Origin of the sequence: Mesorhizobium sp. L103C131B0, assembly GCF_000502275.1 — a bacterium.
In the GTDB taxonomy this organism is placed as follows: domain Bacteria; phylum Pseudomonadota; class Alphaproteobacteria; order Rhizobiales; family Rhizobiaceae; genus Mesorhizobium.
The window spans coordinates 361286-384581 of the sequence record NZ_AYXC01000001.1 but is presented as its reverse complement, the minus strand read 5'-3'; the positions used below and the strand labels follow the sequence as shown (position 1 = coordinate 384581).

The 23296-nt window shown below is 63.8% G+C and carries 22 protein-coding genes and 1 pseudogene; 3 read left to right on the top strand and 20 right to left on the bottom strand.

What is annotated here, in order from left to right:
- The first annotated feature begins 100 nt into the window (after positions 1–100).
- From X730_RS162310 to X730_RS162320, 3 genes are all read left to right on the top strand, one after another.
- Positions 101–370 carry a hypothetical protein gene (locus X730_RS162310; protein WP_023755014.1) on the top strand — a complete coding sequence of 90 codons (270 nt, stop codon included), beginning with the start codon at positions 101–103 and terminating at the stop codon, positions 368–370.
- 171 nt (positions 371–541) lie between these two features.
- On the top strand, positions 542–1927 hold the full coding sequence (locus X730_RS162315) for an FAD-binding oxidoreductase (RefSeq protein ID WP_023825414.1): 1386 nt from the start codon (positions 542–544) through the stop codon (positions 1925–1927).
- A 58-nt stretch (positions 1928–1985) separates the two neighbouring features.
- Positions 1986–2354: a cupin domain-containing protein gene (locus X730_RS162320; RefSeq protein WP_081730900.1), complete on the top strand. Its 369-nt coding sequence runs from the start codon at positions 1986–1988 to the stop codon at positions 2352–2354.
- A 23-nt stretch (positions 2355–2377) separates the two neighbouring features.
- Here X730_RS162320 and X730_RS162325 read toward each other — a convergent pair whose 3' ends face one another.
- The 20 genes and pseudogenes from X730_RS162325 to X730_RS162415 form a co-directional block, all read right to left on the bottom strand.
- On the bottom strand, positions 2378–4021 hold the full coding sequence (locus X730_RS162325) for an MFS transporter (RefSeq protein WP_023671898.1): 1644 nt from the start codon (positions 4019–4021) through the stop codon (positions 2378–2380).
- A 223-nt stretch (positions 4022–4244) separates the two neighbouring features.
- Positions 4245–6113: an asparagine synthase (glutamine-hydrolyzing) gene (asnB, locus tag X730_RS162330; protein ID WP_023691732.1), complete on the bottom strand. Its 1869-nt coding sequence runs from the start codon at positions 6111–6113 to the stop codon at positions 4245–4247.
- 71 nt (positions 6114–6184) lie between these two features.
- The gene (gene fliQ, locus X730_RS162335) at positions 6185–6451 is read right to left on the bottom strand and encodes a flagellar biosynthesis protein FliQ (protein WP_023671896.1); all 267 of its coding nucleotides are present in this window, start codon (positions 6449–6451) and stop codon (positions 6185–6187) included.
- Between the two features lie 24 nt (positions 6452–6475).
- Positions 6476–6883 (bottom strand): flagellar hook assembly protein FlgD, encoded by a 408-nt coding sequence (gene flgD / locus X730_RS162340; RefSeq protein WP_023671895.1) that lies wholly within the window; start codon positions 6881–6883, stop codon positions 6476–6478.
- Positions 6883–7326: a flagellar biosynthesis repressor FlbT gene (gene flbT, locus X730_RS162345; protein ID WP_023671894.1), complete on the bottom strand. Its 444-nt coding sequence runs from the start codon at positions 7324–7326 to the stop codon at positions 6883–6885. Before flbT ends, flgD begins: the two co-directional genes overlap by 1 nt.
- Complete coding sequence (flaF, locus tag X730_RS162350) at positions 7323–7670, bottom strand: flagellar biosynthesis regulator FlaF (RefSeq protein ID WP_023671893.1); 348 nt, start codon at positions 7668–7670, stop codon at positions 7323–7325. The genes flbT and flaF overlap by 4 nt, the downstream gene beginning before the upstream one ends.
- Positions 7671–7700: 30 nt before the next feature.
- The gene (locus tag X730_RS162355; protein ID WP_023671892.1) at positions 7701–8744 is read right to left on the bottom strand and encodes a flagellar hook-associated family protein; all 1044 of its coding nucleotides are present in this window, start codon (positions 8742–8744) and stop codon (positions 7701–7703) included.
- A gap of 3 nt (positions 8745–8747) precedes the next feature.
- Positions 8748–10202 carry a flagellar hook-associated protein FlgK gene (gene flgK, locus X730_RS162360; RefSeq protein ID WP_023701067.1) on the bottom strand — a complete coding sequence of 485 codons (1455 nt, stop codon included), beginning with the start codon at positions 10200–10202 and terminating at the stop codon, positions 8748–8750.
- 176 nt (positions 10203–10378) lie between these two features.
- Positions 10379–11632: a flagellar hook protein FlgE gene (locus tag X730_RS162365; protein ID WP_023671890.1), complete on the bottom strand. Its 1254-nt coding sequence runs from the start codon at positions 11630–11632 to the stop codon at positions 10379–10381.
- A 94-nt stretch (positions 11633–11726) separates the two neighbouring features.
- Positions 11727–12395: a response regulator transcription factor gene (locus tag X730_RS162370; protein WP_023683295.1), complete on the bottom strand. Its 669-nt coding sequence runs from the start codon at positions 12393–12395 to the stop codon at positions 11727–11729.
- A gap of 221 nt (positions 12396–12616) precedes the next feature.
- A complete protein-coding gene (locus X730_RS162375) occupies positions 12617–13210 on the bottom strand; it encodes a transglycosylase SLT domain-containing protein (RefSeq protein ID WP_050588056.1) in 594 nt (197 codons plus the stop codon).
- The gene (locus X730_RS162380; protein WP_023825412.1) at positions 13137–14522 is read right to left on the bottom strand and encodes a flagellar hook-length control protein FliK; all 1386 of its coding nucleotides are present in this window, start codon (positions 14520–14522) and stop codon (positions 13137–13139) included. The genes X730_RS162375 and X730_RS162380 overlap by 74 nt, the downstream gene beginning before the upstream one ends.
- A complete protein-coding gene (locus X730_RS162385; RefSeq protein WP_023825411.1) occupies positions 14519–15949 on the bottom strand; it encodes a chemotaxis protein in 1431 nt (476 codons plus the stop codon). Before X730_RS162385 ends, X730_RS162380 begins: the two co-directional genes overlap by 4 nt.
- Positions 15946–17292 carry a MotB family protein gene (locus tag X730_RS162390; protein ID WP_023825410.1) on the bottom strand — a complete coding sequence of 449 codons (1347 nt, stop codon included), beginning with the start codon at positions 17290–17292 and terminating at the stop codon, positions 15946–15948. The genes X730_RS162385 and X730_RS162390 overlap by 4 nt, the downstream gene beginning before the upstream one ends.
- A gap of 31 nt (positions 17293–17323) precedes the next feature.
- The gene (locus X730_RS162395) at positions 17324–17950 is read right to left on the bottom strand and encodes a hypothetical protein (protein ID WP_023701073.1); all 627 of its coding nucleotides are present in this window, start codon (positions 17948–17950) and stop codon (positions 17324–17326) included.
- Positions 17951–17953: 3 nt separating this feature from the next.
- Entirely contained in the window at positions 17954–19594 is a 1641-nt protein-coding gene (gene fliF / locus X730_RS162400) for a flagellar basal-body MS-ring/collar protein FliF (RefSeq protein WP_023683301.1), read from the bottom strand.
- A gap of 192 nt (positions 19595–19786) precedes the next feature.
- Entirely contained in the window at positions 19787–20671 is an 885-nt protein-coding gene (locus tag X730_RS162405; RefSeq protein WP_023683302.1) for a flagellin, read from the bottom strand.
- Positions 20672–20952: 281 nt separating this feature from the next.
- Positions 20953–21837: a flagellin gene (locus X730_RS162410; protein ID WP_023683303.1), complete on the bottom strand. Its 885-nt coding sequence runs from the start codon at positions 21835–21837 to the stop codon at positions 20953–20955.
- Positions 21838–22047: 210 nt separating this feature from the next.
- Positions 22048–22787 (bottom strand): annotated as a pseudogene (fliP, locus tag X730_RS01000000164110) (flagellar type III secretion system pore protein FliP).
- Positions 22784–23284 (bottom strand): flagellar basal body-associated FliL family protein, encoded by a 501-nt coding sequence (locus tag X730_RS162415; protein ID WP_023673655.1) that lies wholly within the window; start codon positions 23282–23284, stop codon positions 22784–22786. The pseudogene fliP and the gene X730_RS162415 overlap by 4 nt, the downstream one beginning before the upstream one ends.
- Between the last annotated feature and the right edge of the window lie 12 nt (positions 23285–23296).

Sequence of the window (23296 nt, the reverse complement as noted above, 5' to 3'; positions counted from 1 at the left end):
CATATACCTCGACACGCTCGCGGGGAATTGAAGCGGGGCGGGAAGCCTGACTGCGCCTCAGCGCCAGAATGGCGCCGCAAGCAGCCGGCATTATGTCGGCGTGCTGATCGTCGCCGAACTGCACAGCGATCCGTCCGATGGTGAGACGCCGGTGCTGGCGCCGGCCAAATTCCGGCATGCGGTGCTGGTGCCGACCATGAACGTCCAGTCCACCGGCGAAACCATCCAGCGCGCCGTCGCCGAGGAACTGGCGGTGGTCGAGAATTTCGACAACCGGGCCGTTGTCGGGCTTTTGACCGAGGGCCATCTGATACGGCGCTACGCCGAGGAACTCGACAAGGCGCGGCGCGACCTGTCGGGCGAAGACTAGGCCTCGGCCCGCATCTTAAATGTCCCTACTCGGCGCTTGCCACGTCGACGGCAGCGATGCCAAGCTGCTGGCGGACGACGCAAGCGCCGACACCACACTCACCTGATTCCATCTGGCCTGATCCCATCTGGCCTGATCCCATCTGGCCTGATCCCATCTGAAAGTCATTCCATGCAAGCCAAGCGCAATGGCGACAAATCGTTCTGGTATGCGGATCTGGGGGCGGTTCCCGTTCCGCGCCCGCCCTTGCCTGGAAACATCGAGGCCGATGTCGCCATTGTCGGCGCCGGCTATACCGGCCTGTGGACCGCCTACTATCTGAAAAAGGCGAAGCCATCGCTGCGCGTCGTGATCGTCGAGCGCGAATTTGCCGGCTTCGGCGCTTCGGGGCGCAATGGCGGCTGGCTGTCGGGCGGCTTCAGCTGGTCGCGCGAAAAATATGTCAAGACATCGAGCCGGCAAGGCGTGATGGCGATGCAGGCTGCGATGGCAGGCTGCGTCGACGAAGTGATCCGGGTCGCGACCGAGGAAGGCATCGACGCCGACATTCGCCGCGTCGACAATCTGACGGTGGCCACCAACGCAGCGCAGTTGGAGCGTGTGCGCGAAGAATGCGAGACGATCCGTTCCTGGGATGTCGACCCGAACCGCGTCGAGATGCTGGACGCCGCCTCAACGCGCACGCGCATCAACATCCGTAACGTCATGGGCGGCTTCGTCGTGCATGGCCAGGCGCGGGTGCAGCCGGCCAAGCTGGTGCGTGGGCTTGCCGATGCCGCCGAGCGGCTGGGCGTGCCGATCTATGAGAAGACGACGGTGACAAGCATCGCCAAGGGCAGCGTGACGACAGACCGCGGTACGGTGCAGGCGGAGACGATCATCCGCGCGACCGAGGGTTTTACATCAGGCATCCCCGGCGAGGAGCGGACCTGGCTGGCGCTCAACAGCGCGCAGATCGTGACCGAGCCGCTGCCGCCCGACCTGTGGCGCGACATCGGTTGGGAAGGGCACGAACTGCTCGGCAATGCGGCGCATGCCTATTGCTATGCCCAGCGCACGCGTGAGGGACGCATCACGATGGGCGGACGCGGCGTGCCTTATCGCTACGGCTCGCGCACCGACGTCAACGGCCAGACGCAGCAGGCCACGATCGACCAGCTGCACACGATCCTGACGACGCTCTTGCCGCAGACCACGGGATGCCGCATCGATCACGCCTGGTGCGGCGTGCTCGGCGTGCCGCGCGACTGGTGCACCACGGTCGGCCTCGACCCCGCGACCCGCATGGGCTGGGCCGGCGGCTATGTCGGCCTCGGCGTGTCCAGCTCCAACCTTTCGGGGCGCACGCTGGCTGACCTTGTTCTCGGGGCAAACACCGAGCTGACGAAGCTGCCCTGGGTCAACCGCAAGGTCAGGCCATGGGAACCGGAGCCCTTCCGCTGGCTGGGCGTGCATTCGATGTACCAGCTTTATCGCATTGCCGATGGCCGCGAGGCGGCAGGGCTTGCGCACACCTCGAAGCTGGCCGCGTTGGCCGACAGCATCACCGGCCACTAAAGCCATTTGTTCTCACGCAATTCCGGGGCAGACCGCTTTCCTGGAATTGCTCTTATCCATGGAGCTAGACTTGATCGATCTTTCGACCTTCCGCGATCTCGCCAAGGCCGAGATCGGCGCGTTCTCTCCTAAGCCAACCTCGATTGAAGGGGATCAGGTCGAGGCCGTGCGCTCGTTCTTTCAATCGCCGGACGGGACTGTCGATGTCGGCATCTGGGAATGCACGCCCGGCCGCTTCACCGCCGATCGTTCGGACTCGTCGGAGATCTGCCACATCATTTCGGGGCGCGTGGAACTGAGCCGCATCGATGGCGAGGTGCGGGAACTCGGTCCGGGCGATCTCCTCGTCCTGCCGCAGGGTTGGAAGGGCGAGTGGCTGATACGCGAGACCACGCGCAAGCTCTACATGATCCAGAGCGCCGGCTGACCGGCGCTACGGCTATGGCGAGCTCAGTGATCGATCGGCCCCTTCGGCGAGACCAGCGCGGTGCCGGCGGTCGTCGGGCGCTCGATCAGGCGGCGCACGCGCGGCGGTTCGTCGCCGCTGTGCAGCGCCCGCACCCGCTCGCCGACGACGGCGTCGGCATGGGTGGCGCGCCGGTTGTGGCGGATGTATTCCAGCCAGGTTGGCGTGTGGTAGTGTTCGATCCAGACTGCGGGATTTTCTAGGTCCCGAGCCAGCGTCCAGTTGCGGGCGCCGTCGCGGCGGCGGATGCGCCCGCGCTCGGCCATGGTGGCGAGGAATTCGGGCACATCTTCGTCGCGGATAATGTACTCTATCATGATGGCGATGGGGCCGCTGCGCGGCTTCAGGTCGAGGCCGAGATGCGGCTCCTTGAAGCGGTTGAGCGGGTCGAGGTTGAGAGTCGTCTGCTGCGGCAGCGGCAGGAACAGGCCGATGGCGCCGCCAACAAGCATCGCGATGGCCGCCGCAATCAGCGCGGTTTCGGCGCCATGCGCATCGGCAACGACGCCCCAGATCCAGCTGCCCAGCGCAATGCCGCCGAAGGTCGCCGTCTGGTAGACCGACAGCACCCGGCCGACGACCCAGCGCGGCGTCGACATCTGCACCGTGACGTTGAAATGCGACAGCGCGATCACCCAGCAGGCGCCGCCGATGAGCAAACCCGCCGCAGTCTGCCAGGCATTGAGGCTGATGGCGGCATTGAAGGCGCAGACGGCAAAGCCGGCGAAGGCCATCCGCACCATCGTCTCGCTGGACAGCAATTGTCTGAGACGCACGCTTATCAGCGCGCCGCCGACGGCGCCGATGCCGAAGGCGCCGAGCATGATGCCGTAGGTCAAGGCATCGCCCTTGACGACGTCGCGCGCCACCAGCGGCAGCAGCGCCAAAACCGCGCCGGCGCTGAAGCCGAAGGCGGAGCCCCTGACCAGCACCTTGCCGATGTTGGGCGACATGGCGACATAGCGCAGGCCGGCGCCCATGGCGGCGCCCAGCGTCTCGCGCGGCAGCGTCGAGACCGGCAGCTCCGGCTTCCAGCGGAAGAGCACGATGATAAGACCTATATAGCTCAGCGCATTGGCGGCGAACGCAGCAGCCGCACCAGCGGCGGCAACGATGATGCCGCCGATCGCCGGGCCGACGCTGCGTGTCAGGTTGAAGCCCAGTGAATTGAGTGCAACCGCGGCCGGCAGCTTGTTGCGCGGCACCATGTCGCCGACCGATGCCTGCCAGGACGGGTTGTTGAGCGCCGTGCCGCTGTCGATTAGGAAGGTGAAGGCAAGCAGCGTCCACGGCGTCATCCAGCCGTTCCAGGTGAACAGCGTTAGAAGTGCAGAGACGACCAGCATGAAGATTTGGGCGATCAGCATCACCTTGCGCCGGTTGAAGCTGTCGGCGATGGCGCCGGCGACGAGTGCAAACAGCATGATCGGCAGAGTGGCCGAGGCCTGGACCAGCGCCACCTGATAGGGCGACGTGGCGATGGTGGTCATCATCCAGGCGGCGCCGACGCCCTGGATCAGGCCACCGAAATTCGACACCAGGCTGGCCGACCAGACGGCGCGGAAGATGCCGTGCCGGAACGGCGCCAGCGCCGAAACGCGTTCGCTGTCCGGCTCGTCATCGATCATCAGACCTGTCCCACCTTAACGTGCTGGTTTCGTCCGCCGGGACGACAATCATGGCATCCGTTTGAGATAGAGCACGACATCCAAAAGGGCGAACGCGTCTTCGAAAAAGATCATGGTCCAACAACAGGATAGCAAGGCGAAAATACGTCAGCCGGGAATGGTCCGCTACCCAGAGCGATGTTCTCATTGGTCCACTGCGCGGGGCTGTCGGCCGCGCGCGAAGTCAGCTTCTGTCCCGGGCAGCGGTATGCAAGGCTTCGGTCAGCGTGCCTGTCGTCTCGCCGCCGGCGTGAAGGCGCAGGAAAAGCTCCATGCCGACAAGCCGCAGCCTGGACGGTTGCTCGCGCCGCGCCAACTGGACCATGTCCTCCAAATTCGCGGCGGGCCATTTCAAGGCATCGCGCAGGAAACCGCCGCGTAGCAAAGTCTCCGTGCCGGCCGAAAATTGCGACGACATCTCGAAGCCGATCTTGCGCGCCTGGACGTTCTGGCGCGGAATATGCTTTTCAGCGACCTTTCGCAAAAGCCATTTGCCTGTTTTGTCGCGGTATTTCTGCCGCCTCGGCAAATGGATGGCGAAGTCGATCAGGCGGTTTTCCAGGAACGGGACCCGCAGTTCCACGGACGCCGCCATGCTCAGCCGGTCGTGCCGGTGCAGGATGTCCTGCAGATGCGAATAGAGGTCGTAGAGGCAACTACCGAGAAAGGCGCGATCCGCGGGCGGCATAACCGGCTCCAGGCGGTCGAAGATCTCGGTTTGCAGAAAATTCAGCTCCGGCGACAAAGCACGCAGGACCATGCTGCGATCCATTTGTGAGTGGCTTCCAGCCGAGACCTTGTAGGGGGCATGACGCTGTTGCTCGAATCTCCGGTCGAGCGAGCGCTTCGAATGGACCAGGCGCCGGGGCCACGACCAGGAACGCCACTTCTTCATGCTCAAGGCCTGCAAGGGGTAGCCGCCAAACAATTCGTCTGCGCCTTCGCCGGTGAGCAGCACCTTGACGCCATCGGCCCGGCATCGTTCGGCAAGCGCCAGCAGTGCGACATGGCTGGCGTGCCAGCCATCGCTTTCAAGATGCCAGATTACCCTTGGCCAAAGTTCGAAAAACCGGTTCCTGTCGACCGGCACCCGGCGCAAGGGCACGCCGACATGGCGGCCGGTGCGTTCGGCGTCTTCGGCCTCGCTGTTGCCGAGCTGCGGGTCGACGACATAACCGTGGACTTCCGGCCTGAACCGCTTTGCCAGCGCCGTTATCAGGCCGGAATCGACACCGCTGCTGCAAGCGGTGGCAACGCTGGTATCGGCGATGCAGTGAAGTCCGACGCTGTCCTTGAGCAACGCCTCGAGCGTCGCCATGTGTTCAGCATCAGCGGATGCATCGCCGGTAATGCGCGCGGTCTCCAGCACGTCCAGCACATGCCAGAAGCGGCGCTTCTCGATAACGCCATCGGTGATCTTCCACAGGCCGGCGGGCGGCAGGCGCTCGATGCGGTCGAACAGGCTGTAGCTGGAATCGCGGCTCTGCCAGGCAAGCCGCAAGGTGATCTCGCGGCTGTCGATGTCGCGCGGAAAACCGTCGCAGGCGAGGATCGCCTTGTCCTCCGAGGCGAACAGGATTCGCTCCGGCGTGTCGGCCACCGACATCGGCTTGATTCCAAGACGGTCACGCGCAAGCCACAGCGCACTGCTGCGAGCGTCGAAATAGGCGAAGGAAAACATCCCGTCGAACAGCGGCACGGCTTTTTCGGGGCCCCAGTGATGCAAGGCTTCGAGAACCACTTCGGCATCGCAGATGGTTCGAAAGACGACGCCTTGCGCCTGCAGCGTTTCGCGCAGCGAGCGGTAATTGTAGACCTCGCCATTGTAGACGAGAACGCCATCGCCGGAAGAAGTCAGCATCGGCTCACGGGCGGCGGGCGAGGGATCGATGATGGTAAGTCGGCGGTGACCGAGCGCCAGCCGATTGTTGTGCCAGCTGTCATGATCGTCGGGGCCGCGATGTACCAACGCCTGCATCATGCTGGCGACATCCGACAGGTCGTTGGCGTCGATCGGGTTTCGTTTGCGCCAGACGCCGGCTATTCCGCACATGGCCTGCCGGTGAGTTCTGCCTGAGTCATGGCCTGCAATCTAGCCGGAACACAGCCGCCTGCAAGCGCTGCCTAGAACCCGTTTTCAATGCGCTCGAAAATGACGTTGGTGAAGGCCGAGATCTGGCTGCCGATGAACGGACCGGTCAGCGCCACGACCAGCATGATGGCGACGATCTTGGGCACGAAGGTCAGGGTGATTTCCTGGATCTGGGTCAGGGCCTGGATCAGGGCAATGCCGATGCCGACCACCATGGCGACCAGCACCACCGGCGCGGAAGCAACAAGCACCGTCCATACCGCGTACTGGACGATGTCGAGTGCGTCGGCCTCGTTCATGTGAGCGCGCCTCTATGGAACTGTCTAGCTGGCCGGCTTTATCGAAACGCCCGCGCCGACCGGCACTTCGGTGCCGTTCTGCAACACGGCGATCACGCCGTTGCTTGCAAGCTTGACCGAGGCCACGACGCCGGTCGTCTTGCCGTCGGCCGAGGTGATCGAGCGGCCGATCAAGGCATCGGCCTGCGACAGCGCCGAGGACTGCATGATCTGGTCGAGCTTGGTGTTGGTCTGCACCGATTGCTCTACCTGCGAGAAGGTGGCGAGCTGGGCGACATACTGCGTCGAATCCATCGGTTTCGTCGGATCCTGGTTCTTCATCTCGGCGATCAACAGCTTCAGGAACGACTGGTAGTCGACCGCTGTCTTCGACGTCTGCTGGGTGCCCTGGTTGGCGCCCGTGGGGATCGTCGTCGTCATGTCCACATTCATCAGTATTGTGCTCCCACGGCCAGCGGGCGCTTCGCACCCTGAACATCGTCATTGCCGCCAAGTGCGCGGCGTTCGAGCGGATAAAGCGCACGGATAGCCTTCAGCGCTTCATAGATATGGTCTTCGCCGACCATGCGGTCGATCTGCTTCAGCGCGCCACTGATCTGCTCATCCTCGAAGCTTGCCAAAAGCAAGGGCAGCGAGCGGCGGAACATGGCGCGCGCCTCGATGGCGCCGGCCGGGTTCATCAGCATCACCTGCAGGATGAAATAGAGCTGCTTGAGCGGCGTCAAGGCATCGTCGGCCTGGATGACATGGTTCTCGAGCAGGAACTGTACGTCGTTCATCAGCTCGACGGTGACCTTGCGGTCGACGCGGATGACGGCGCCGTTGATGTAGATCTTCTCGTTCGGCTTCAGCGATATCTTCAGCGTGTTGGTCATTGAATGCCGTCCCGAATGATCTGGGACACTTCGATCAGCCCTTCGAAATTGTCGGTGCGGCCCTGGCGGATGTCCTCGGCCTCGCGCAGCAGCCACAGGCCGATGGAGATGAGGTTGGCGCGCAGTTCCTTGGGCAGGACATTGTCGCTGGAACCGAGATCCTCGACGAAGGTGGTCCAGACCCGGTTGGTGAAGTGCAGCGCTTCGACCGCCTCCATCGAGGTGTGGCCGACCGCCGCCGCCGCCGCCAGCATTTCGATCGAGCGGGTCAAAAGCTGCCGCTCGCGATCTTTCGCATCGGCAACGGAGTCGGTCTGGATGTCGGCGTAGGAGAATTGGTACATCGTTTGGCTCTACCGTTGCGGTTGAGATTGTCAGGTCAGGTAGTTCAGCAGGCTCATCTGCTGCAGGCGCGCGGTCAGCGCGAAGGACGTCTCGATATGCTGCGTCAGATCCGCGACGCGGGTGGCTGCCTCGGCGGGGTCGACGCCTTCCAGATCAAGGATATGGCGCTCGAACAGGTCGACCTGCGTCTTCATGCGGTCGCTGGCGTCGGAGACCCGCTTCTCGGCAAGGCCGGTCTCGGCCTGCAGTTGCCCTAGCCCGCCCAGCGCCTCGCCGACCATCGCCTGGGCGCGGCCGACAACGGTGGTCTTCGCCGCCTGGCTGATATTGCCGGACAGCAGGCCGGTGATCAGGGCGGAAGCCATGGCGAGCTTGCGGATGCTGTCGTCATTGGCGCTGGCCGAGGTTTGGGTGGTTTCGCCCAGCGAAATGCGGCTGACGATCTGCTGGTCGGTGGCGTTCGACCAGTTGGCCTGCCAGCCGGAGCCCATGAACTGCGGCAAGACATTGCTGGTGATGAAGCCGTCCATCTGGGCGGCGGTGATGTTGGCAGCGAGCGGATCGGCCTGCGTGAAGCCGAAATACGACGAGAAGGAAGCGTCGAACGCCGCCTTGGCCGGCGAGCCCGCGGCGGTGAAATCGTCGATCGGCTTGACGTCGGTGTTGGTGCCGGCAAACAGATATTCGCCGTTGACGCTGGCGTTGAGGATAGAGGTCATCTGCTGCACGGCGGCCTTGCCGGCTTGCTGCGTGATGGTGCTCGAGGAATTGCCGGCGGCGGTCAGCGCGGTCAGCAAATTCTGCGCAGTGTCGGAAAGCTGGCCAAGCGCAGCCTGCGTCGAGGACAGCCGCGCGGTGACCAGCGAATTGGAATCGATGATGACGTTCAACCGGTCGAGGTCGCGCGAGAAGGTGACCGCCTGCGAGGTGCGCGCGCCGAGCGCCAGACCGACATCGGCGACGGTGCCGGTCGTCGATTCCTTGGTGGCTTTGACCAGTTCGGCCTGCATGCGCATCTGCTGATAGCGCGCGGCGTTGGAGAGGGCGGCTGATGAGACGGATGTGGCTTTCATGGCTTATCCTACGGCATCGAGCAGGGCCGACAGCATGTCGTCGACGGTTTTCATCATGCGCGCCGAGGCCTGATAGGTGTGTTCGAGGTCGAGCAGCAGCGACATCTCCTGGTCGACATTGACGCCGGTGTCGTTGGACAGCGCCTCGGCGGTGCGCGATGCCAGCGCTTCCTTGGCGTCGGCGTTGCTCGAGGCCTGCTGGCGCTGGCCTTCGAACCAGCCAATGGCATTGGCGGCGTAGTCGGACACGCTGGACGTGACGGTGATGCCGGCCGCAGCGTCGAAAGGCATCGGCTTGTCGAGCTTGTCGCCATAGCCGATCAAGAGCTGCGAATAGGAGGCGTTGCCGGCAGTGTTGGCGATATAGGCCGCACCATTGGCGCCGCCGTCGCGCAGCAGCACCGGATTGCCGCCGACGCTCGGGTCCATTGCGGCGTTGACCTTGATCGAGCCGGCAAGCCCGTCGATCAGCGTGCCGGCGGCCGGAATGGCGGGCGCACCCGACCAGGTGAACAGGCCGGTTCGGTCGGGCTGCGAAGGTGCTGTTTCGGCAAAGGCGGTGATGAGGCCGCGCGCCACTTCGTCGAGCTGGCTCTGCATCGTCGCCGCGACGCCGTCGCGCAAGGTGATGAGCCCGGCGAGCTTGCCGTCGGCGCTGGTGTTGCCGCCAGCCCCGGCGCTGACCGGCACATTGTCGATGTAGATGGTGTTGCCTGGTGTGCCGGCCGTGTAGCCCGCCGACGGGGTGAAACTTACCGAGCGCGGAATGGTCTCGAACAGTGTCGTGCCATCCTTGGTGGTGATGACCATGTCGTTGTCGCCACGCGTGAAGGTCGACACCGGCACATAGTCCGCGATCTTCTTCAGCAAAGCGTCGCGCTGGTCGAGCGCGTCGGATGCGTCGGTACCCGAACGGGTTGCGGAGATGACCGCCTTGTTGGCGTCCTGGAACTGACTAAGCAGCGAGTTGAGATCGTTAACCGCCGTTGATATCTCGCCATCGGCCTGGGTGCGGAAATCCTGGATCGCGTTGGTGCCGTCGTTCAGAGCGCGCACCACCTGCTGGGCCGCGTCGATGACGCTGGAGCCGAGGTTCTGGTTGGATGGCGTAGCGGCGTAAAGCTGCAGCGCGTTCTGCAGCTTGCCGATCGCGGTCGAGGCAGAGGAGGCGTTGTCGACGCCGTTGACGGCAACGGCGAGGCGGTCAATTCCGCTGTAAAGCGTGCTCTGGCCGCTCCATGCCGATTGCGCGCTAAGGTTCTGGCGAAACAGCAGGGCGTTGGTGGCGCGCTGGATCTCGACCGAGCGGGCGCCGGGCGCGCTGCTGACGACGACCGCCGTGCGGCGGGCATAGTCGGGGTTGCTGGCGTCGGCAATATTGCGGGAAAGGACGCTGGTCTGCTTCGATGTGGTCTGAAGCGACTGTTGGGCTATGGTCAATGCGGAAGTCAGCGACATGCGGGTCTTTCACGAGGCCAGTGGGGAGGGGATGACGTCTCTGCCCTGTCGGCGGCGTCGGCGTTCGGAAACCTGCAATTCCAGACCACCCCGGCCGGTTTGCCGGTGTGGCCTTGAATTCGAAATCCGCGCACCGCGCTGCTCTGGTTTGGGTTCATTCCCCTGGCGCCCGTCGTTTATCTCTTCAGGTTGACAAGGACATCCATGAGGTCGGAACCGGTCTGGAACACTTTCGAGTTAGCGGTGTAGCTGCGCTGCGCCGCGATCATGTTGGTCAATTCCTCGGCGATATCGACGTTGGAATTTTCCAACGCGCCGGAGATGATGCTGCCGAGCTTGCCTTCATTGGCGAAGCCGATGCGCACGGTGCCGGAGTCGGTGGACTGCGCATAGACATTGCCAGGCAGTGCGGTGAGGTTGTCGGCGCTCTGGACGTCGGCCAGTGGGATCTTGAACAGCGGCTTGGTCGAGCCGTCCTGATACTGGGCGTAAATGACTCCGTCCTCGCCGATCTGGATCTTTTCGATCGTGCTGGGCGCGTTGCCGTTGACCTTGGCTTCGGAGACCGTGAAGCCGGTGCCGAGCTGAGTCAGCTTGGACAAATCGAGGTCGAGCGACGCACCGCCCGGTACGGGGATCGTTATGCTGTCGACCGCGCCGGTTAGCTTGCCGGTGGTGGTGTCGAAGGTCAGGTTGGCCGTGGCCAGCGCGCCGCCCGTATAGGGGAAGGATGTGCCCGGCGTCGCCTGGGACTGGTCGAACACAGAGACCGACCAGGCGCCGGTGCCGGTGTTGGTGAAATAGACGTCGAGCAGCTTCTTGTTGCCGAGATTGTCGTAGGTGACCATCGAGGACTTCGACGTGTATTCGGCGGTCGGGCTGTTGGTGGAAGGCAGCGGACCGGCGGGCGGCGTGGCGCCAGCCGGCAGATTGGCATTGAAATTGCCCGTGGTGCTGGGCGTCGCGGTCATTTCCTGGTCGGAGATCTGGACCGGCACCAGCCCTTCGAAACCGTTGGCGGTGGCAGCCGGTGTGCCGTTGGCGTAGCTGTAGGCCATCAGCTGGTAGCCGGCGGCGTTGACCAGTCTGCCCTGAGCGTCGGGAACGAATGCGCCGGCGCGGGTGAGGAAAGGCGTTCCGCTGGGGTCCTGGACGACGAAGAAACCGTTGCCGTTGACCGCAAGGTCGGAAACCGAGGTCGTGTACTGCAGCACGCCCTGGGCGCTGATGGCCGAGCGGATGGTGGTGTTGACGCCGCCGGAATTATAGGCGCCGCCGACCTGCGGCATGATCAGCGTCGAAAACTCGGCCGAGGATCGCTTGTAGCCGGTGGTGTCGGAATTGGCGATGTTGTCGGCTGTCGCGGACAGGCGGTTGGCCTGGGCGTTCATGCCGGAAACGCCGGTCCGCATCATTCCGTAAAGGCTCATCGAAACGTCTCCTCAATGCCCAAGATCGTTGGGCCTATGTCTGTGGTCGCGAGGATATAATTTTTGTCTTGCGCGAGGCTGGCGCAGACCGGCATCAGAACACCAGCCGGTAGCCGAGGAAGCGCTTGGAATCTATTGGGTCCTGACCAAGCTTTTCGCGCAGTTTCTTGCGCAATTTGGAGATGTGGCTCTCGACGACGTTCTCCTCGACCTCTTCGTCGAAGATGCCGTAGATGGCGTTGAAGACCTGGGTCTTGGTGACGCGGCGTCCGCGGTTGCTCGCCAGATATTCGAGGATGCGGCGTTCGCGGCGCGGCAGAGGCAGCGGCTGGCCATCGATCTCGGGATCGCGGCCATCCATGAAGATGCGCATGGCGCCGATCTCGGTGTAGCTGACGTCCTCATGGGCGCGGCGGCGGATGGCGGTGATGCGGGCCAGGATCTCCCGAATATGGACCGGCTTGCGGATGACGTCGTCGACACCGCTCTCGAACAGCCGCAGCGTATTCTCGAGCGAGTGCTGTTCGCTCAGCGCAATGACCGGAGCGCCGGTGCGGTCGCGGATCTGGCGTGGCGAGATGGCGCCTTCGCGGCAGTCGCCGATGAGGAAGGCTCGGACTGATCGCAAATCCGTGTCGGCGGCCGATGTCACCCACTCGCCGAATTCACCGGACGCGAAGCCTGCACAGGCAACGCCCTCACGATCGAAAAGTGAATTATAGCCTTCAGTTACGAGCTCTCGCTCGTCAACGATTACAATCATCGGCCCCGCCTCCGAATCAGATCATCTGCCCCGTGGGAAGAGGCGTAACCGGTGCAGGGAATCCTGAACAACCGTCATTTCTTGTAGCTATTTTCTTGGGAGTTATTTCGAGTTTCGAACTAACCGCAATCACGAGGTTGTATCGTTGGTTGCCGAAACGGGTGACGTGGAACGTCACCCGCCGGGCATGGATTTGCAGCCGTCCGCAAAAGCTGATTCCCCTACGGGTTGCAAAAGTTGCGGGCATTCGGGGTCCATTTGCCGAAGCGGGTGGCGACCATATTGGCGATGACGCGGCAGACGTAGAATTTCTGTGCGGGGTCATTGTCGGGGCCGGCGTGGTAGCGGGCGACGGCCATCGACCAGCTGACATGACGCGCATGCAGGCTGGCCAGGAAGCGCGCGGCATAGTCGACATTCTGGCGCGGGTCGAGCATGTCGTCGACGCTGCGGAAATGCGCGGCGTGATAGTGATGGTTGATCTGCATGCAGCCGAGATCGATGAGCGTCTTACCCTCGCGCCGGGCTGCTTCGAAGGTGGCCAGGGCCTCGGTGCGGTTCCTCGGAAATACCGCTTTCCCCTCTATATTCAACGCATTAGGCTGCAGGCTTCCCTTCTTGCCGGTCTCGGTCAGTCCGACCGCATAGAGGATGCCGGCCGGCACGCCATAGCGATCGGCGGCACGCAAAATCTCGGGCTCGCAAGGGTTGGTGGCGGCGGTGGCCGGCTTGGTGGCGAGGCTAGATAAACATATCGTCGCCAGCACGCTCGCGAGCAGGCGCGCCAGCGCGGCCGAATTCCTGGGCATCGTCATTGCGGTTTCTTCCCGACTGGTGGCCGCCCGAACCCGTATTGTTGCCGCTCGAGTTTCCGGGCTGAAAAGCGGACTGGTCGCGGCCTTGCGGCATTGGATGCGAGTTCGCTGCATCGCTGCGGGCCGCCGCGTGGATCGCTATCGAGGGTTGCAGGATGGTCACCTTGTCGACATCGAAGCCGAGCCCGCGCAACGACTTCACGATGGCGTCGCTGTCGGTGGCGAGACGGCGGTAAGCCTCATGGGTTTCGGGCTTCAATTCTATCGAAAGTTGTTCTCCGGAAAGCCTGAGACTGGCGGTGACCATGCCGAGCTCTGCCGGGTGAAGCTCGATCTTCAATATATGTGTCGGAACGGCAACAGAACCGGCCGTCTGGGCGGTCGTCGACGGCGTCGAAACCGCTTGCCGCAGGCCGTTATCCGAAGCCAGCGCGTCGATAAGCGCCGAAGTCGTTTGGTTTATCGGACTATGCGCCGGCGCGGGGAAGCTCTGTTCGGCGACAATGTCGACGCGCGCAGCGAATGGCGGCTGTTTTCCCTGTGTGGACGATGCCGCGGAATGGGCTCCATCGACGGACTTCGCCGACGGCGCGGACCGTTTTGCCTCGGGTGCCGAAACGTCGCTTGCCGTCTGGCCCGCCGGTAGAGGAGGCGTCGGACCATCCTGGTGCGGCAGTTTGCCGGACTGGAGCCCGATCGCGGGCAGCTTTTGCCCCTGATCCTGTGCGGAAACGCTGGTACCGGGCTTGGCCCGTTCCGATCGCGTCGTCGTGTCGAGTCTGTTGTCAATGCCGGACGCTGCGCGGTGTCTCTTCAGAGGCGACGTCTGTGCAGAAGTGGCCTCGCCAGCGGGCGCCGGTTGCCCAGTCTGTCCATTCGTCGCGATGCCGTTCCCGCTTGTCCGGACCGTTGAGAAATGCCTGATATCGTGCAGCGCCAGCACCAGTGGCAAATGATCCTGCAGCGATCCTGCATCCGCGTCTCGTCCGGCCACCTCAGCGTCCTTGGATGGTTTGTCCGGGCCACTATCGGCATGTTCTTTTGCGGCCTTGCCGGCAGCGGATTTCGTCCCCGTTTTGCCAGACTGGGTGTGTGGGATTTCGCTTTTGCCGGGACCGGCAGGGCTGCGTTTGGCCCAATGCGGCTCGTGCAATGCGGCCTCAATTGCTCCCTGGCCTATCGGTGTCGGCGCATCGTCGTCGCCGCGCACCATGTCGCCGAAGCTTTTGTCGCCGCCCTTGGCGTTTGAGGCCGACTGCTTCGATCCGGCGTGCGCGGGAGCCGGCAGGGCCTGGCCAACATTGGTGGTCATTTCGGGGCTGCTCCAAGCATCTGGTCGATCAAATCGAGCTGGCGACGCGTCCTCGCCATGGCGGCGTCGGTGGGATCGGTAGGCTCTACTGCGGCGGGGGCCGGCACCGATGCCGGCACGACCGGAGCCGCATCGCTGGCCGAGGCGACTGCAGGCGTTTCCGCCGCCTTTGCCTCTGGCGTGCTCGGTGCCTGCGCGGCCGGCTCACTTGCCGCCTTCGGTTGGTCGGTTGCGGGCTGTTCACTCGACGTTGTGGCGGCTGGCTGTTCCGGCATCGCGCCTTCGACCGGCGGCAGCTCTGGCTCGTCGGATCTTTCCACGGCCGCGGTCTTGACCGGCTCCTGCCTGGCCGCGGCAGGTGCGGGCTTTTCGGCAGGCAACGGCGCCGGGGGGGCGATGACTTCACCGGCCACGGCCTGCGCGGCATCGAGCAGGTCGCGGTCGCTTTGCGAAAGCTGGTTGCGATCGATCTTGTCCAGCTTGGCGCGGACCTCGCCGATGGTGCCGGACGTTACCGTGGACAGGCTGGAATAGAGCTGGGCGCGCGGATCGTCCTGATTGTGGATGCCGTCGCGGCCCCGTTCAGCCCTGGCCGAGGCAAAGGCGGAGAGATCGGCAAAGCCGTCGATCGCGGCGCGGCGGGCGATGCGCAGATAGATCACCTTCTCGCGCTCGGGATCCATCATTGCGGTGATGTCGGCGAGCTTGTCCTGGCTGATTGCCATGTGCAGCGCGATGACGCCGGAGACGAAGGCGTCGGCGAACTGGCTGGCATAGGGCGAATAGAGGTAGTCTTCGACATATTGGGTTGAGGCAAGCGCGAAACGCGCACCGTCGCCTTGCGCGGCGGCGATGCCGACCGAGCGGCGCAGCGCTGCTTCCTCGACCAGCGTGCCGGGGCTGAGCAGGCGAGCATCGTCGAGCAGCGCAAGCGCGCTGACCGGTTGCTCGGTGGCGAGAAGCGAGCCTTTGACCAGCGCCAGAAAGGCACCGAGATCGGGGGGCAGGGTCATCGGATCGATCGGCTTCAGCGCCTCGATCGCAGCCGCCGGCCGGCCGTTCAGATAATCGACAATGCCCTTGGCGATGGCCAGGCTTTGCGGGTCGGCCTTGGCGCGCGACACCGCCGCCTCGACGGTGACGGGGTTGCCGCCACTCATGCCATAGACCAGCAAGGCGCGAAAATTCTTCGGGTCGCTGAAATCATCTGCGTCCGCCGCGCGCAGCCTTGTGTCGGCCATTTCGAGCAGCTTGGCCTGCATCGGCAGCGCGGCGTGATCGCCGGCGGCTATGCGGTCCTGCACAAGCTGCAGCGAGCGCACCAGCTGATAGGGCTGCAATGCGTCCTCGGCGAAGGCCGATGGCGGATGGACAGCGCTCAGCAGCAGCAGCCCGACGGCGCGGCCGATGATGGCGGCGCGCCTCATCCGTCGGTCGCCATCAGGATTTCGATGCGGCGGTTCGCTGCAGCCATCGGGTCGGCCGCGATTTTCGGCTCGCGGTCGGCGAAGCCGGCGACCTCGGTGATGCGGCGCTCGTCGACGCCGCCGCGCACCAGCATGTAGTAGGCGGAATGGGCGCGCGCCGTGGACAGCCGCCAATTGTCGTAAGTGTCGCTGCGGAACGGCCGCGCGTCGGTGTGGCCGTTGATGCTGATCGTGCCTTTCTGCTTGTTGACGATGCGGCCGATCTTTTCCATCGCCAGCACCAGTTCACGCCTAGGCACCGCCGATCCGATCTCGAACATGCCGAAATCGAACTGGTCCGTGATCGAAATGACGACACCCTCGTCGGTGGCTTCGACGGAGACGCCATCGTGCAATTTGTCGCCTGGCTTGAAGGCCTCGGCCAGTTCCTGCTTGACCTGCGCCGCGGCTTTAACAGTGGCGGCCGTCGGCGCCTTTTCCGCGGCTTCGGGTTTGGGTGCGGGTTGTGCTTCGGCGGCTTCGGCCTTTGCAATTTCGGCCTTCGCTGCTTCAGCCTTGGCCTCTGCCTTGGCTTCAGCCTTGGTCAGCGGCTTATCGGAAACGGATTTCGCCAGCGGCTCGAGTGGCGCCGCGGCCACTGGCGGCGCGGCCGGCACGGCCTTCACCTCCGCCACTTGCGTCCGTGCCGCCTTGTCACCCGGCTTCAGGGGATCGCCTTCGATCTTGGTGCGTTCGGCGGTGGCTTCGGCGCCTGGTGCAGCCACCTGCTGCGACCAGAAATCCGGCGCGAACGGGTCGCGGTAGGATTGGCCGCCGGATGCGCCGGTAGCCGGGCCGGACGCCTGCGCGCCGCCATCGCCCTTCTCGCTGACATTTTGCATGACGCCGGTGTCGGTGGCGATTTCCGACAGCACCGCATAGGGATCGGCAAACAGATGCTCGTCGGAAAGATCCGTCTTTGGCGCCGATTCCTTCGGCTGCTTCTTGTCCGAGGTGCCGGCGCCGCCGACGCCGTCCTGTCCGGCCTTGCTGGTCTTGTCCCGCGGGTCGTCCGCCGTCAGCCCGACCTTGCTCGGGCCGTCGCCGAGGTCTTCGAGGCCCTTGCGGCTGGCGTTGCGATCGACCAGCTTGACCGGATTGAAGTAGCTGGCGACGGCTGCCTTGGTCTGCTCGTTGGCGGCGTTGATCAGCCACATGACGAGGAAGAAGCACATCATGGCAGTCATGAAATCGGCAAAAGCAATCTTCCAGACGCCGCCGTGGTGGGCGTCGTCGTGGTCGTCGTGATTGCGCCGCACGATGATGATCTCGTGCCTGGGCTCAGCGGCGTCGGCAACGCTCATGACGTCCACTCGTTCATAAGAGGGCCCTCGCTCATGATAGGGCCTCGGACAAGGCGGCCGACCATTCGGCAATGCGGGTTTCGAACACCGCCTCGTCAATGGCGACGGTAAGGTCGAAGCCGGGTGCCTCGACGAAATCGAGATTGGCCGCGCGTGGGCCGAGCGAAGCCTTCAGCGTCTCGAACAATGACAGCGGTCCGCGCACGGCGATGCGCACCGCCTCGCTGTCGCCGACGGCTTCGCGGATCGTGCCGGCAAGGGCTTCCAGCGAACGCTTCTGCAGATCGTCGCTGACAAGGCCGCCAATGATGCGCGCAATGGTGGCGCCGACGAGGTCGCTGACCTTGGCCTCCATGATCTCGATACGGGCAGTGACGACCGCGCCGACATCGCCGCCGAAAGTTTCCAGAAAGGCCTTTGCTTCATCGGCGTTGGCCTGTCTCTGTGCCTCGAGCGCTGCCTGGTGGGCGATGGCAAGGCGGGCTTCAAGGGCGGCTTCGGCATCGATGACCGCTTCGGCGATCAGCGCGCCGATGTCGGCCTGCGGCGCCGACGTCTCCGGCCTTGGCTCGGCCATGGCCGCGAGCGAGGGCTGGCCGGCACGCTGGCTGCGTGCGCCGAAATCCGGCAAAAGGTCGAAAAGCGCTGCCGAGGCCATGGTCTATACCGCTGCTTCCTGGGCCGCCCATTTGCGCAGGATCTGCGCGGTGCGCTCCTCATTGATGTCGACCATGCGGGCAAGCCGCTCCTGCGGCGCCGGCCTGATCTTCTGACGAAGATCGTCGAGTGGAGTCGGGCCTGGGCGGCTGCCGGGCAAGGCAGCCGGCGCCGGTTCGGCGCCGGCGGCTTCGGGTGTCGGCAGTGAACGCTGGACGTCGTCGAAGCTCGGACCGGCAAGTGCCGGCGTCGGCCGCGCGCTCAGCGCGGTGGCCATTGGCCTCAGGCCGAAGAAGGCGACCAGGAACACCACGACGATGAACGCGCCGGCGTTGATCATCGTACCGGCATGGGTTCCGATCGACGCCATTATGCCCGGCTGTTCGACCGGCTCGCCGTCCAGCCCGTCGATGAACTCGACCGCCGAGACATCGATGATATCGCCGCGCTTGTCGTCGAAGCCGGTGGCCGAGGCGACCATTTTCTGGATGTCGGCGACGCGCTTGGCGATCTGTTCGGGTGTGGCGTCCTTGCCGAGGATGGTCATCAGCCGCTGCTGGTTGACGACGACGGCGATCGACATCTTGGTGACGGAATAGCCGTTGGAGACTGTGGCGATCTTCTTGGAGTTGATCTCGTAATTGGTGATCTCCTCCTTGCGATCATTCTCCGATGACGTCTGCGGACCATCGGTGCTGGTCGCCTGGGTCTCGGGCAGGTTCTGCTCGACGGTGGCCGGGGTCGAGGCCTGCCTCTGGTTGCTGTTTTCGTTGGCGCGCACCGACTGCACGGAACGCTCCACGCGTGACTCCGGATCGAAGATCGTCTCTTCGGTCTGGCGGGTGTCGGTATTGACGTCGGCTTTGACGCTGGCGCGGAAATTGTCGGGGCCGAGATAAGGCGTCAGCGCGCGGCGGATGTTGTCGCCGATCTGCGCCTCGACGGTCTGCTCGACGCCGAGCGTGCGGGCAGCACTTGTGTTGGAGGGATCGTCGCCGGCGGCGAGAAGATTGCCGTTGGAATCGAGCACGGTAACCTTGTCGGCCGACAGGCCCGGCACGGCGGCGGCGACGAGATGGCGGATCGACATGGCGCTCTTTTCAGCATCGATGCCGGAGTAGCGGATGACCACCGAGGCGGAGGGCTGCTGTTCGTCGCGGCGGAAATTGGCGCGCTCGGACATGACGATGTGAACGCGGGCCGCCTTGATGCCGGATATCGACTGGATGGTGCGGGCGATCTCGCCTTCCAGGGCGCGCACGCGGGTGATCTGCTGCATGAAGGAGGTCAGCCCGAGCGAGCCGACATTGTCGAACAGTTCGTAGCCGGCATTGGCGCTGGTCGGCAGGCCCTTTTCGGCGAGCAGCATGCGCGCCTGCGCGGTGGTGCCGGCCGGCACCAGCACGGAGGTGCCGTCGGAGCCGACGTCGAAGCCGATGCCGGCCTCGCCGAGCACCAGGCCGATCTGGTTCACGTCGGAGCGATCGAGCCCGACATAGAGCGTCTCATAGGCAGGGCGGTTGAGATAGACCGAGCCGATGCCGATGACGGCCATCACCAATGCGGCAATGCCGGCCAGCATGGCAAGGCGCCTGACGCCAAATGCCCTGAGATTCGAGATGATGCTCTGGATCTGTTGCGGCACGATTCAAGCGCTCCCAGCATGATATTCCGTGGGAACACTAGACCGCGAAGCTTGTGCGAAGATGATAGAGCATGTCGCCCGGAAGTGCAGCGGTTCCGGGTCAACGACATGCGTCAAAACACAGCCACAAAGCGAAAGGGCCGCGCTGTCGGCGCGGCCCTTCAATTCAAGAAGGAGAAAGCCGGGTCAGGCTTACTGCTTGAACAGCGCCAGGATCGACTGCGAGTTGCCGTTGGCGATCGACAGCGACTGGATGCCGAGCTGCTGCTGGACCTGTAGGGCCTGCAGCCGCGTCGATTCCTTGTTCATGTCGGCGTCGACCAGCGCGCCGACGCCCTTGTCGATCGAGTCCGACAGGTTCGACAGGAAGCTCTTCTGGGTATCGATGCGCGACTTGGCGGCGCCGAGATAGGCAGCGCCCGTGGACAGCTTGGCAAGCGCCGTTTCAACGGCGCCAAGTGCGGTGTCGATGGCTGCCGGAAGGACCTGGGTTGTGCTGGGATCGAAGAAGGTCGTCGCCAGCAGAGCGCCGACGATGCCGCCGGTGCCGGGAAGATCGAGGACCTGCGTGTCGGCCGCCTTGACGTCGATGGTGTCGATGGCGACGGTCGTGCCGGTGCGGTTATAGGACGCGACGATCTTCAGGTCGGAGGTCGCGGCAGCGTCGTTCTGCAGCAGGTTCGAGCCGGCATAGGAGGCGTTGGTGACCGACGACTTGATCTGGTCCTGGATAGCCTTGATCTCAGTGGCGATCTTCTGCTGGTCGTCCTTGCTGGCGCTGCGTGCAGTGACCAGCTTGGCCTTGATCAGGTCGACCTGGTCCTTGATGTCGGTGATGGCGGTGTAGGCGGTATCGACCTTGCCGGCGCCGAGGCCAAGCGCGTCCTGAACGGCCGAAAGCGCCTTGTTGTCGGACTTCATCGTGGTGGCGATCGACCAGTAGGCGGCGTTGTCGCTGGCGGTGGCGACGCGGTAGCCGGTCGAAATGCGTGACTGGGTGGTTTCAAGCTGCTTGTTGGTGTTGTTCAGGCTCTGCAGCGCGGTCAGAGCCGAAGCGTTCGTCATGATGCTAGCCAAGATATTTACCCCTTTTCAAACACTGGCGTGTCCCGAACACGCCGGATCAACTTCATCAAGGGGGTAGGCATAAGCCCATCGACCGTATGGTCTGCCCGCCATGGAATGGTTAACCATGACTACCGGGATATGGTTAACGGCCTGTTAAACCAAGCCATTCAGGGCGCTGGCCAAGAGCAAAAATCGGCAGCCATTTAGCAAGACAATCAACAGCCGCAAAAAGAAATGGGCCGCGCTGTTGGCGCGGCCCGACGGATGGTGTCAGTCGTAATGTCGAGAGATCAGCCGCGGAAGAGCGACAGGATCGACTGCGAGTTGCCGTTGGCGATCGACAGCGCCTGGATGCCGAGCTGCTGCTGGACCTGTAGGGCCTGCAGACGGGTCGATTCCTTATTCATGTCGGCGTCGACCAGAGCGCCGACGCCCTTGTCGATCGAGTCCGACAGGTTCGACAGGAAGCTCTTCTGGGTGTCAATGCGCGACTTGGCGGCGCCGAGCGAGGCAGCGCCGGTGGACAGCTTGGCAAGCGCGGTTTCAACAGTGCCGAGCGCGGTGTCGATGGCGGCGGGGGTAACCGCCGTGGTGCTCGGGTCGAAGAAGGCAGCGGCGAGCAGGCCGCCGACGATGCCGCCCGTGCCGGCGACATCGAGAACCTGCGTATCGGCAGCCTTGACGTCGATGGTGTCGATGGTGACAGTCGCGCCGGTACGGTTGTAAGCCGCAACGATCTTCAGGTCGGACGCAGCGGCAGCGTCGTTCTGCAGCAGGTTCGAGCCGGCGAAGTTGGCGTTGGCGACCGAGGACTTGATCTGCGCCTGGATGGCGTTGATTTCGGTCGCGATCTTCTGCTGGTCTTCCTTCGAGGCGCTACGGGCAGTGACCAGCTTGGTCTTGATCAGGTCGACCTGGTCCTTGACGTCGTTGATGGCGGTGTAGGCGGTGTCAACCTTGCCGGCGCCGAGGCCGAGGGCGTCCTGCACGGCCGAGTTGGCCTTGTTGTCGGACTTCATCGAGGTCGCGATCGACCAGTAAGCGGCGTTGTCGGAAGCGGTGGCAACGCGGTAGCCGGTCGAGATGCGGGCCTGCGTCTGCTCGAGGGATTTGTTGGTGTTGTTCAGGCTCTGCAGCGCGGTCAGCGCCGAGGCGTTCGTCATGATACTGGACATGGCTACTCGTACCTTGATTTTTACAGGGTGTTTTTGACATACCGGCTTTTCCGGTATGACGGAGCGGCATCATGCCAATGATCGTGAGACCCGATCACCCGCCATCTGCGAGCAATATGCGGGCAAGTCCCTACCAAAGGACTAAACGGGACGGTTAACCGGAAATATATTGCATAAAATTTTAGCAAGGCGCCAAGGGCGCGCGGACGGTCAGGTGAAGGAGCGCACCAGGCTGCCGACAAGCAGGTTCCAGCCGTCGATGAGGACGAAGAACAGGATCTTGAAGGGCAGCGAAACGACGGTCGGCGGCAGCATCATCATGCCCATGGCCATGGTGATGGTGGCGACGATCAGGTCGATGACGAGGAACGGCAGCACGATCAGGAAGCCGATCTCGAAGCCGCGGCGGATTTCGGAGATCATGAAGGCCGGAACCAGGATGCGCAGGTCGACGGTGTCCCTGGCAACGACCTGGCCGCGTTCGCGGGCGAGATCGGCGAACAGGTCGAAGTCCTTGTCGCGGACATTGTGCAGCATGAAGGTGCGGAACGGGTCCGAAATCTTTTCGAACGCCTCGGTCTGGCTGATCTGGTTGTCCATCAGCGGCTTGACGCCGGTGTTCCAGGCCTGGTCGAAGGTCGGCGCCATGACGTAGAAGGTCATGAACAGCGACAGCGAGATCAGGATCAGATTGGCCGGCGTCGACTGCAGGCCGATGCCGGCGCGCAGGATCGAGAAGGCGATGACGAAGCGGGTGAAGCTCGTCACCATGATCAACAGGCCCGGCGCCACCGACAGCACGGTGAGCAGACCGAACATCTGGATGATATAGCCGACGGTGGCGCCNTGGCGCCGTCGGCCTTGCCGATGCCGCCGAGATCGAGCTGCTGGGCGGCGGCGACAGAGGTGGCGGCGACGACGATCGCGGCGGCGAGGACGAGTTTTCTCATTCGAGCAGCAATGTCCTGATCAGAACCTGTTTGGCATGGCCACCGCTGCGGATTGCGGCGCGCTCCTCGAGGTCGGCTTTCAGATGCTGGTAGCCGCTGGCGCCTTCGATCTGATGCATCTTCAGGGTGCGGACCATGGCAAGCAGGTCCTGGTGAATGCTTTCGGTAAGTTCCGGCGGCTGCGGCGCATCGTAGACCACCGACGCTTCCAGCCTTATCCAGGTGTCAGCAGGCGAAGCCAGATTGGTGGTGATCGGCGCCAGTTGGACAAGCGTCGGCCCCGTGCCGGGAGCATGTTCGGCCGCCTTGCTCGGTTGCTCGGCATTGGACTGGTTCTCCGGTGCGGCGGGCACAGGCACCGGTCCCCCGACGCCCTTCAGATAGCCGCCGGACATCCAGCCCATGCCGATCGCGGCGCCCGTCACCGCCAGCAGCATCGCAAGCTGGATGACAAGCGACGGGCCCTTTTTTTGCTGAACCTGTTCGACATTTGCCACGGCGCCGTTCTC

What these genes read in the sequence shown, in the direction of transcription:
- X730_RS162315 (WP_023825414.1), top strand. Translation starts at nt 542, where the DNA reads ATGCAAGCCAAGCGCAATGGCGACAAATCGTTCTGGTATGCGGATCTG.
- X730_RS162320 (WP_081730900.1), top strand. Translation starts at nt 1,986, where the DNA reads ATGGAGCTAGACTTGATCGATCTTTCGACCTTCCGCGATCTCGCCAAG.
- X730_RS162325 (WP_023671898.1), bottom strand. Translation starts at nt 4,021, where the DNA reads ATGATCGATGACGAGCCGGACAGCGAACGCGTTTCGGCGCTGGCGCCG.
- asnB (WP_023691732.1), bottom strand. Translation starts at nt 6,113, where the DNA reads ATGTGCGGAATAGCCGGCGTCTGGCGCAAACGAAACCCGATCGACGCC.
- fliQ (WP_023671896.1), bottom strand. Translation starts at nt 6,451, where the DNA reads ATGAACGAGGCCGACGCACTCGACATCGTCCAGTACGCGGTATGGACG.
- flgD (WP_023671895.1), bottom strand. Translation starts at nt 6,883, where the DNA reads ATGAATGTGGACATGACGACGACGATCCCCACGGGCGCCAACCAGGGC.
- flbT (WP_023671894.1), bottom strand. Translation starts at nt 7,326, where the DNA reads ATGACCAACACGCTGAAGATATCGCTGAAGCCGAACGAGAAGATCTAC.
- flaF (WP_023671893.1), bottom strand. Translation starts at nt 7,670, where the DNA reads ATGTACCAATTCTCCTACGCCGACATCCAGACCGACTCCGTTGCCGAT.
- X730_RS162355 (WP_023671892.1), bottom strand. Translation starts at nt 8,744, where the DNA reads ATGAAAGCCACATCCGTCTCATCAGCCGCCCTCTCCAACGCCGCGCGC.
- flgK (WP_023701067.1), bottom strand. Translation starts at nt 10,202, where the DNA reads ATGTCGCTGACTTCCGCATTGACCATAGCCCAACAGTCGCTTCAGACC.
- X730_RS162365 (WP_023671890.1), bottom strand. Translation starts at nt 11,632, where the DNA reads ATGAGCCTTTACGGAATGATGCGGACCGGCGTTTCCGGCATGAACGCC.
- X730_RS162370 (WP_023683295.1), bottom strand. Translation starts at nt 12,395, where the DNA reads ATGATTGTAATCGTTGACGAGCGAGAGCTCGTAACTGAAGGCTATAAT.
- X730_RS162375 (WP_050588056.1), bottom strand. Translation starts at nt 13,210, where the DNA reads ATGACGATGCCCAGGAATTCGGCCGCGCTGGCGCGCCTGCTCGCGAGC.
- X730_RS162380 (WP_023825412.1), bottom strand. Translation starts at nt 14,522, where the DNA reads ATGACCACCAATGTTGGCCAGGCCCTGCCGGCTCCCGCGCACGCCGGA.
- X730_RS162385 (WP_023825411.1), bottom strand. Translation starts at nt 15,949, where the DNA reads ATGAGGCGCGCCGCCATCATCGGCCGCGCCGTCGGGCTGCTGCTGCTG.
- X730_RS162390 (WP_023825410.1), bottom strand. Translation starts at nt 17,292, where the DNA reads ATGAGCGTTGCCGACGCCGCTGAGCCCAGGCACGAGATCATCATCGTG.
- X730_RS162395 (WP_023701073.1), bottom strand. Translation starts at nt 17,950, where the DNA reads ATGGCCTCGGCAGCGCTTTTCGACCTTTTGCCGGATTTCGGCGCACGC.
- X730_RS162410 (WP_023683303.1), bottom strand. Translation starts at nt 21,837, where the DNA reads ATGTCCAGTATCATGACGAACGCCTCGGCGCTGACCGCGCTGCAGAGC.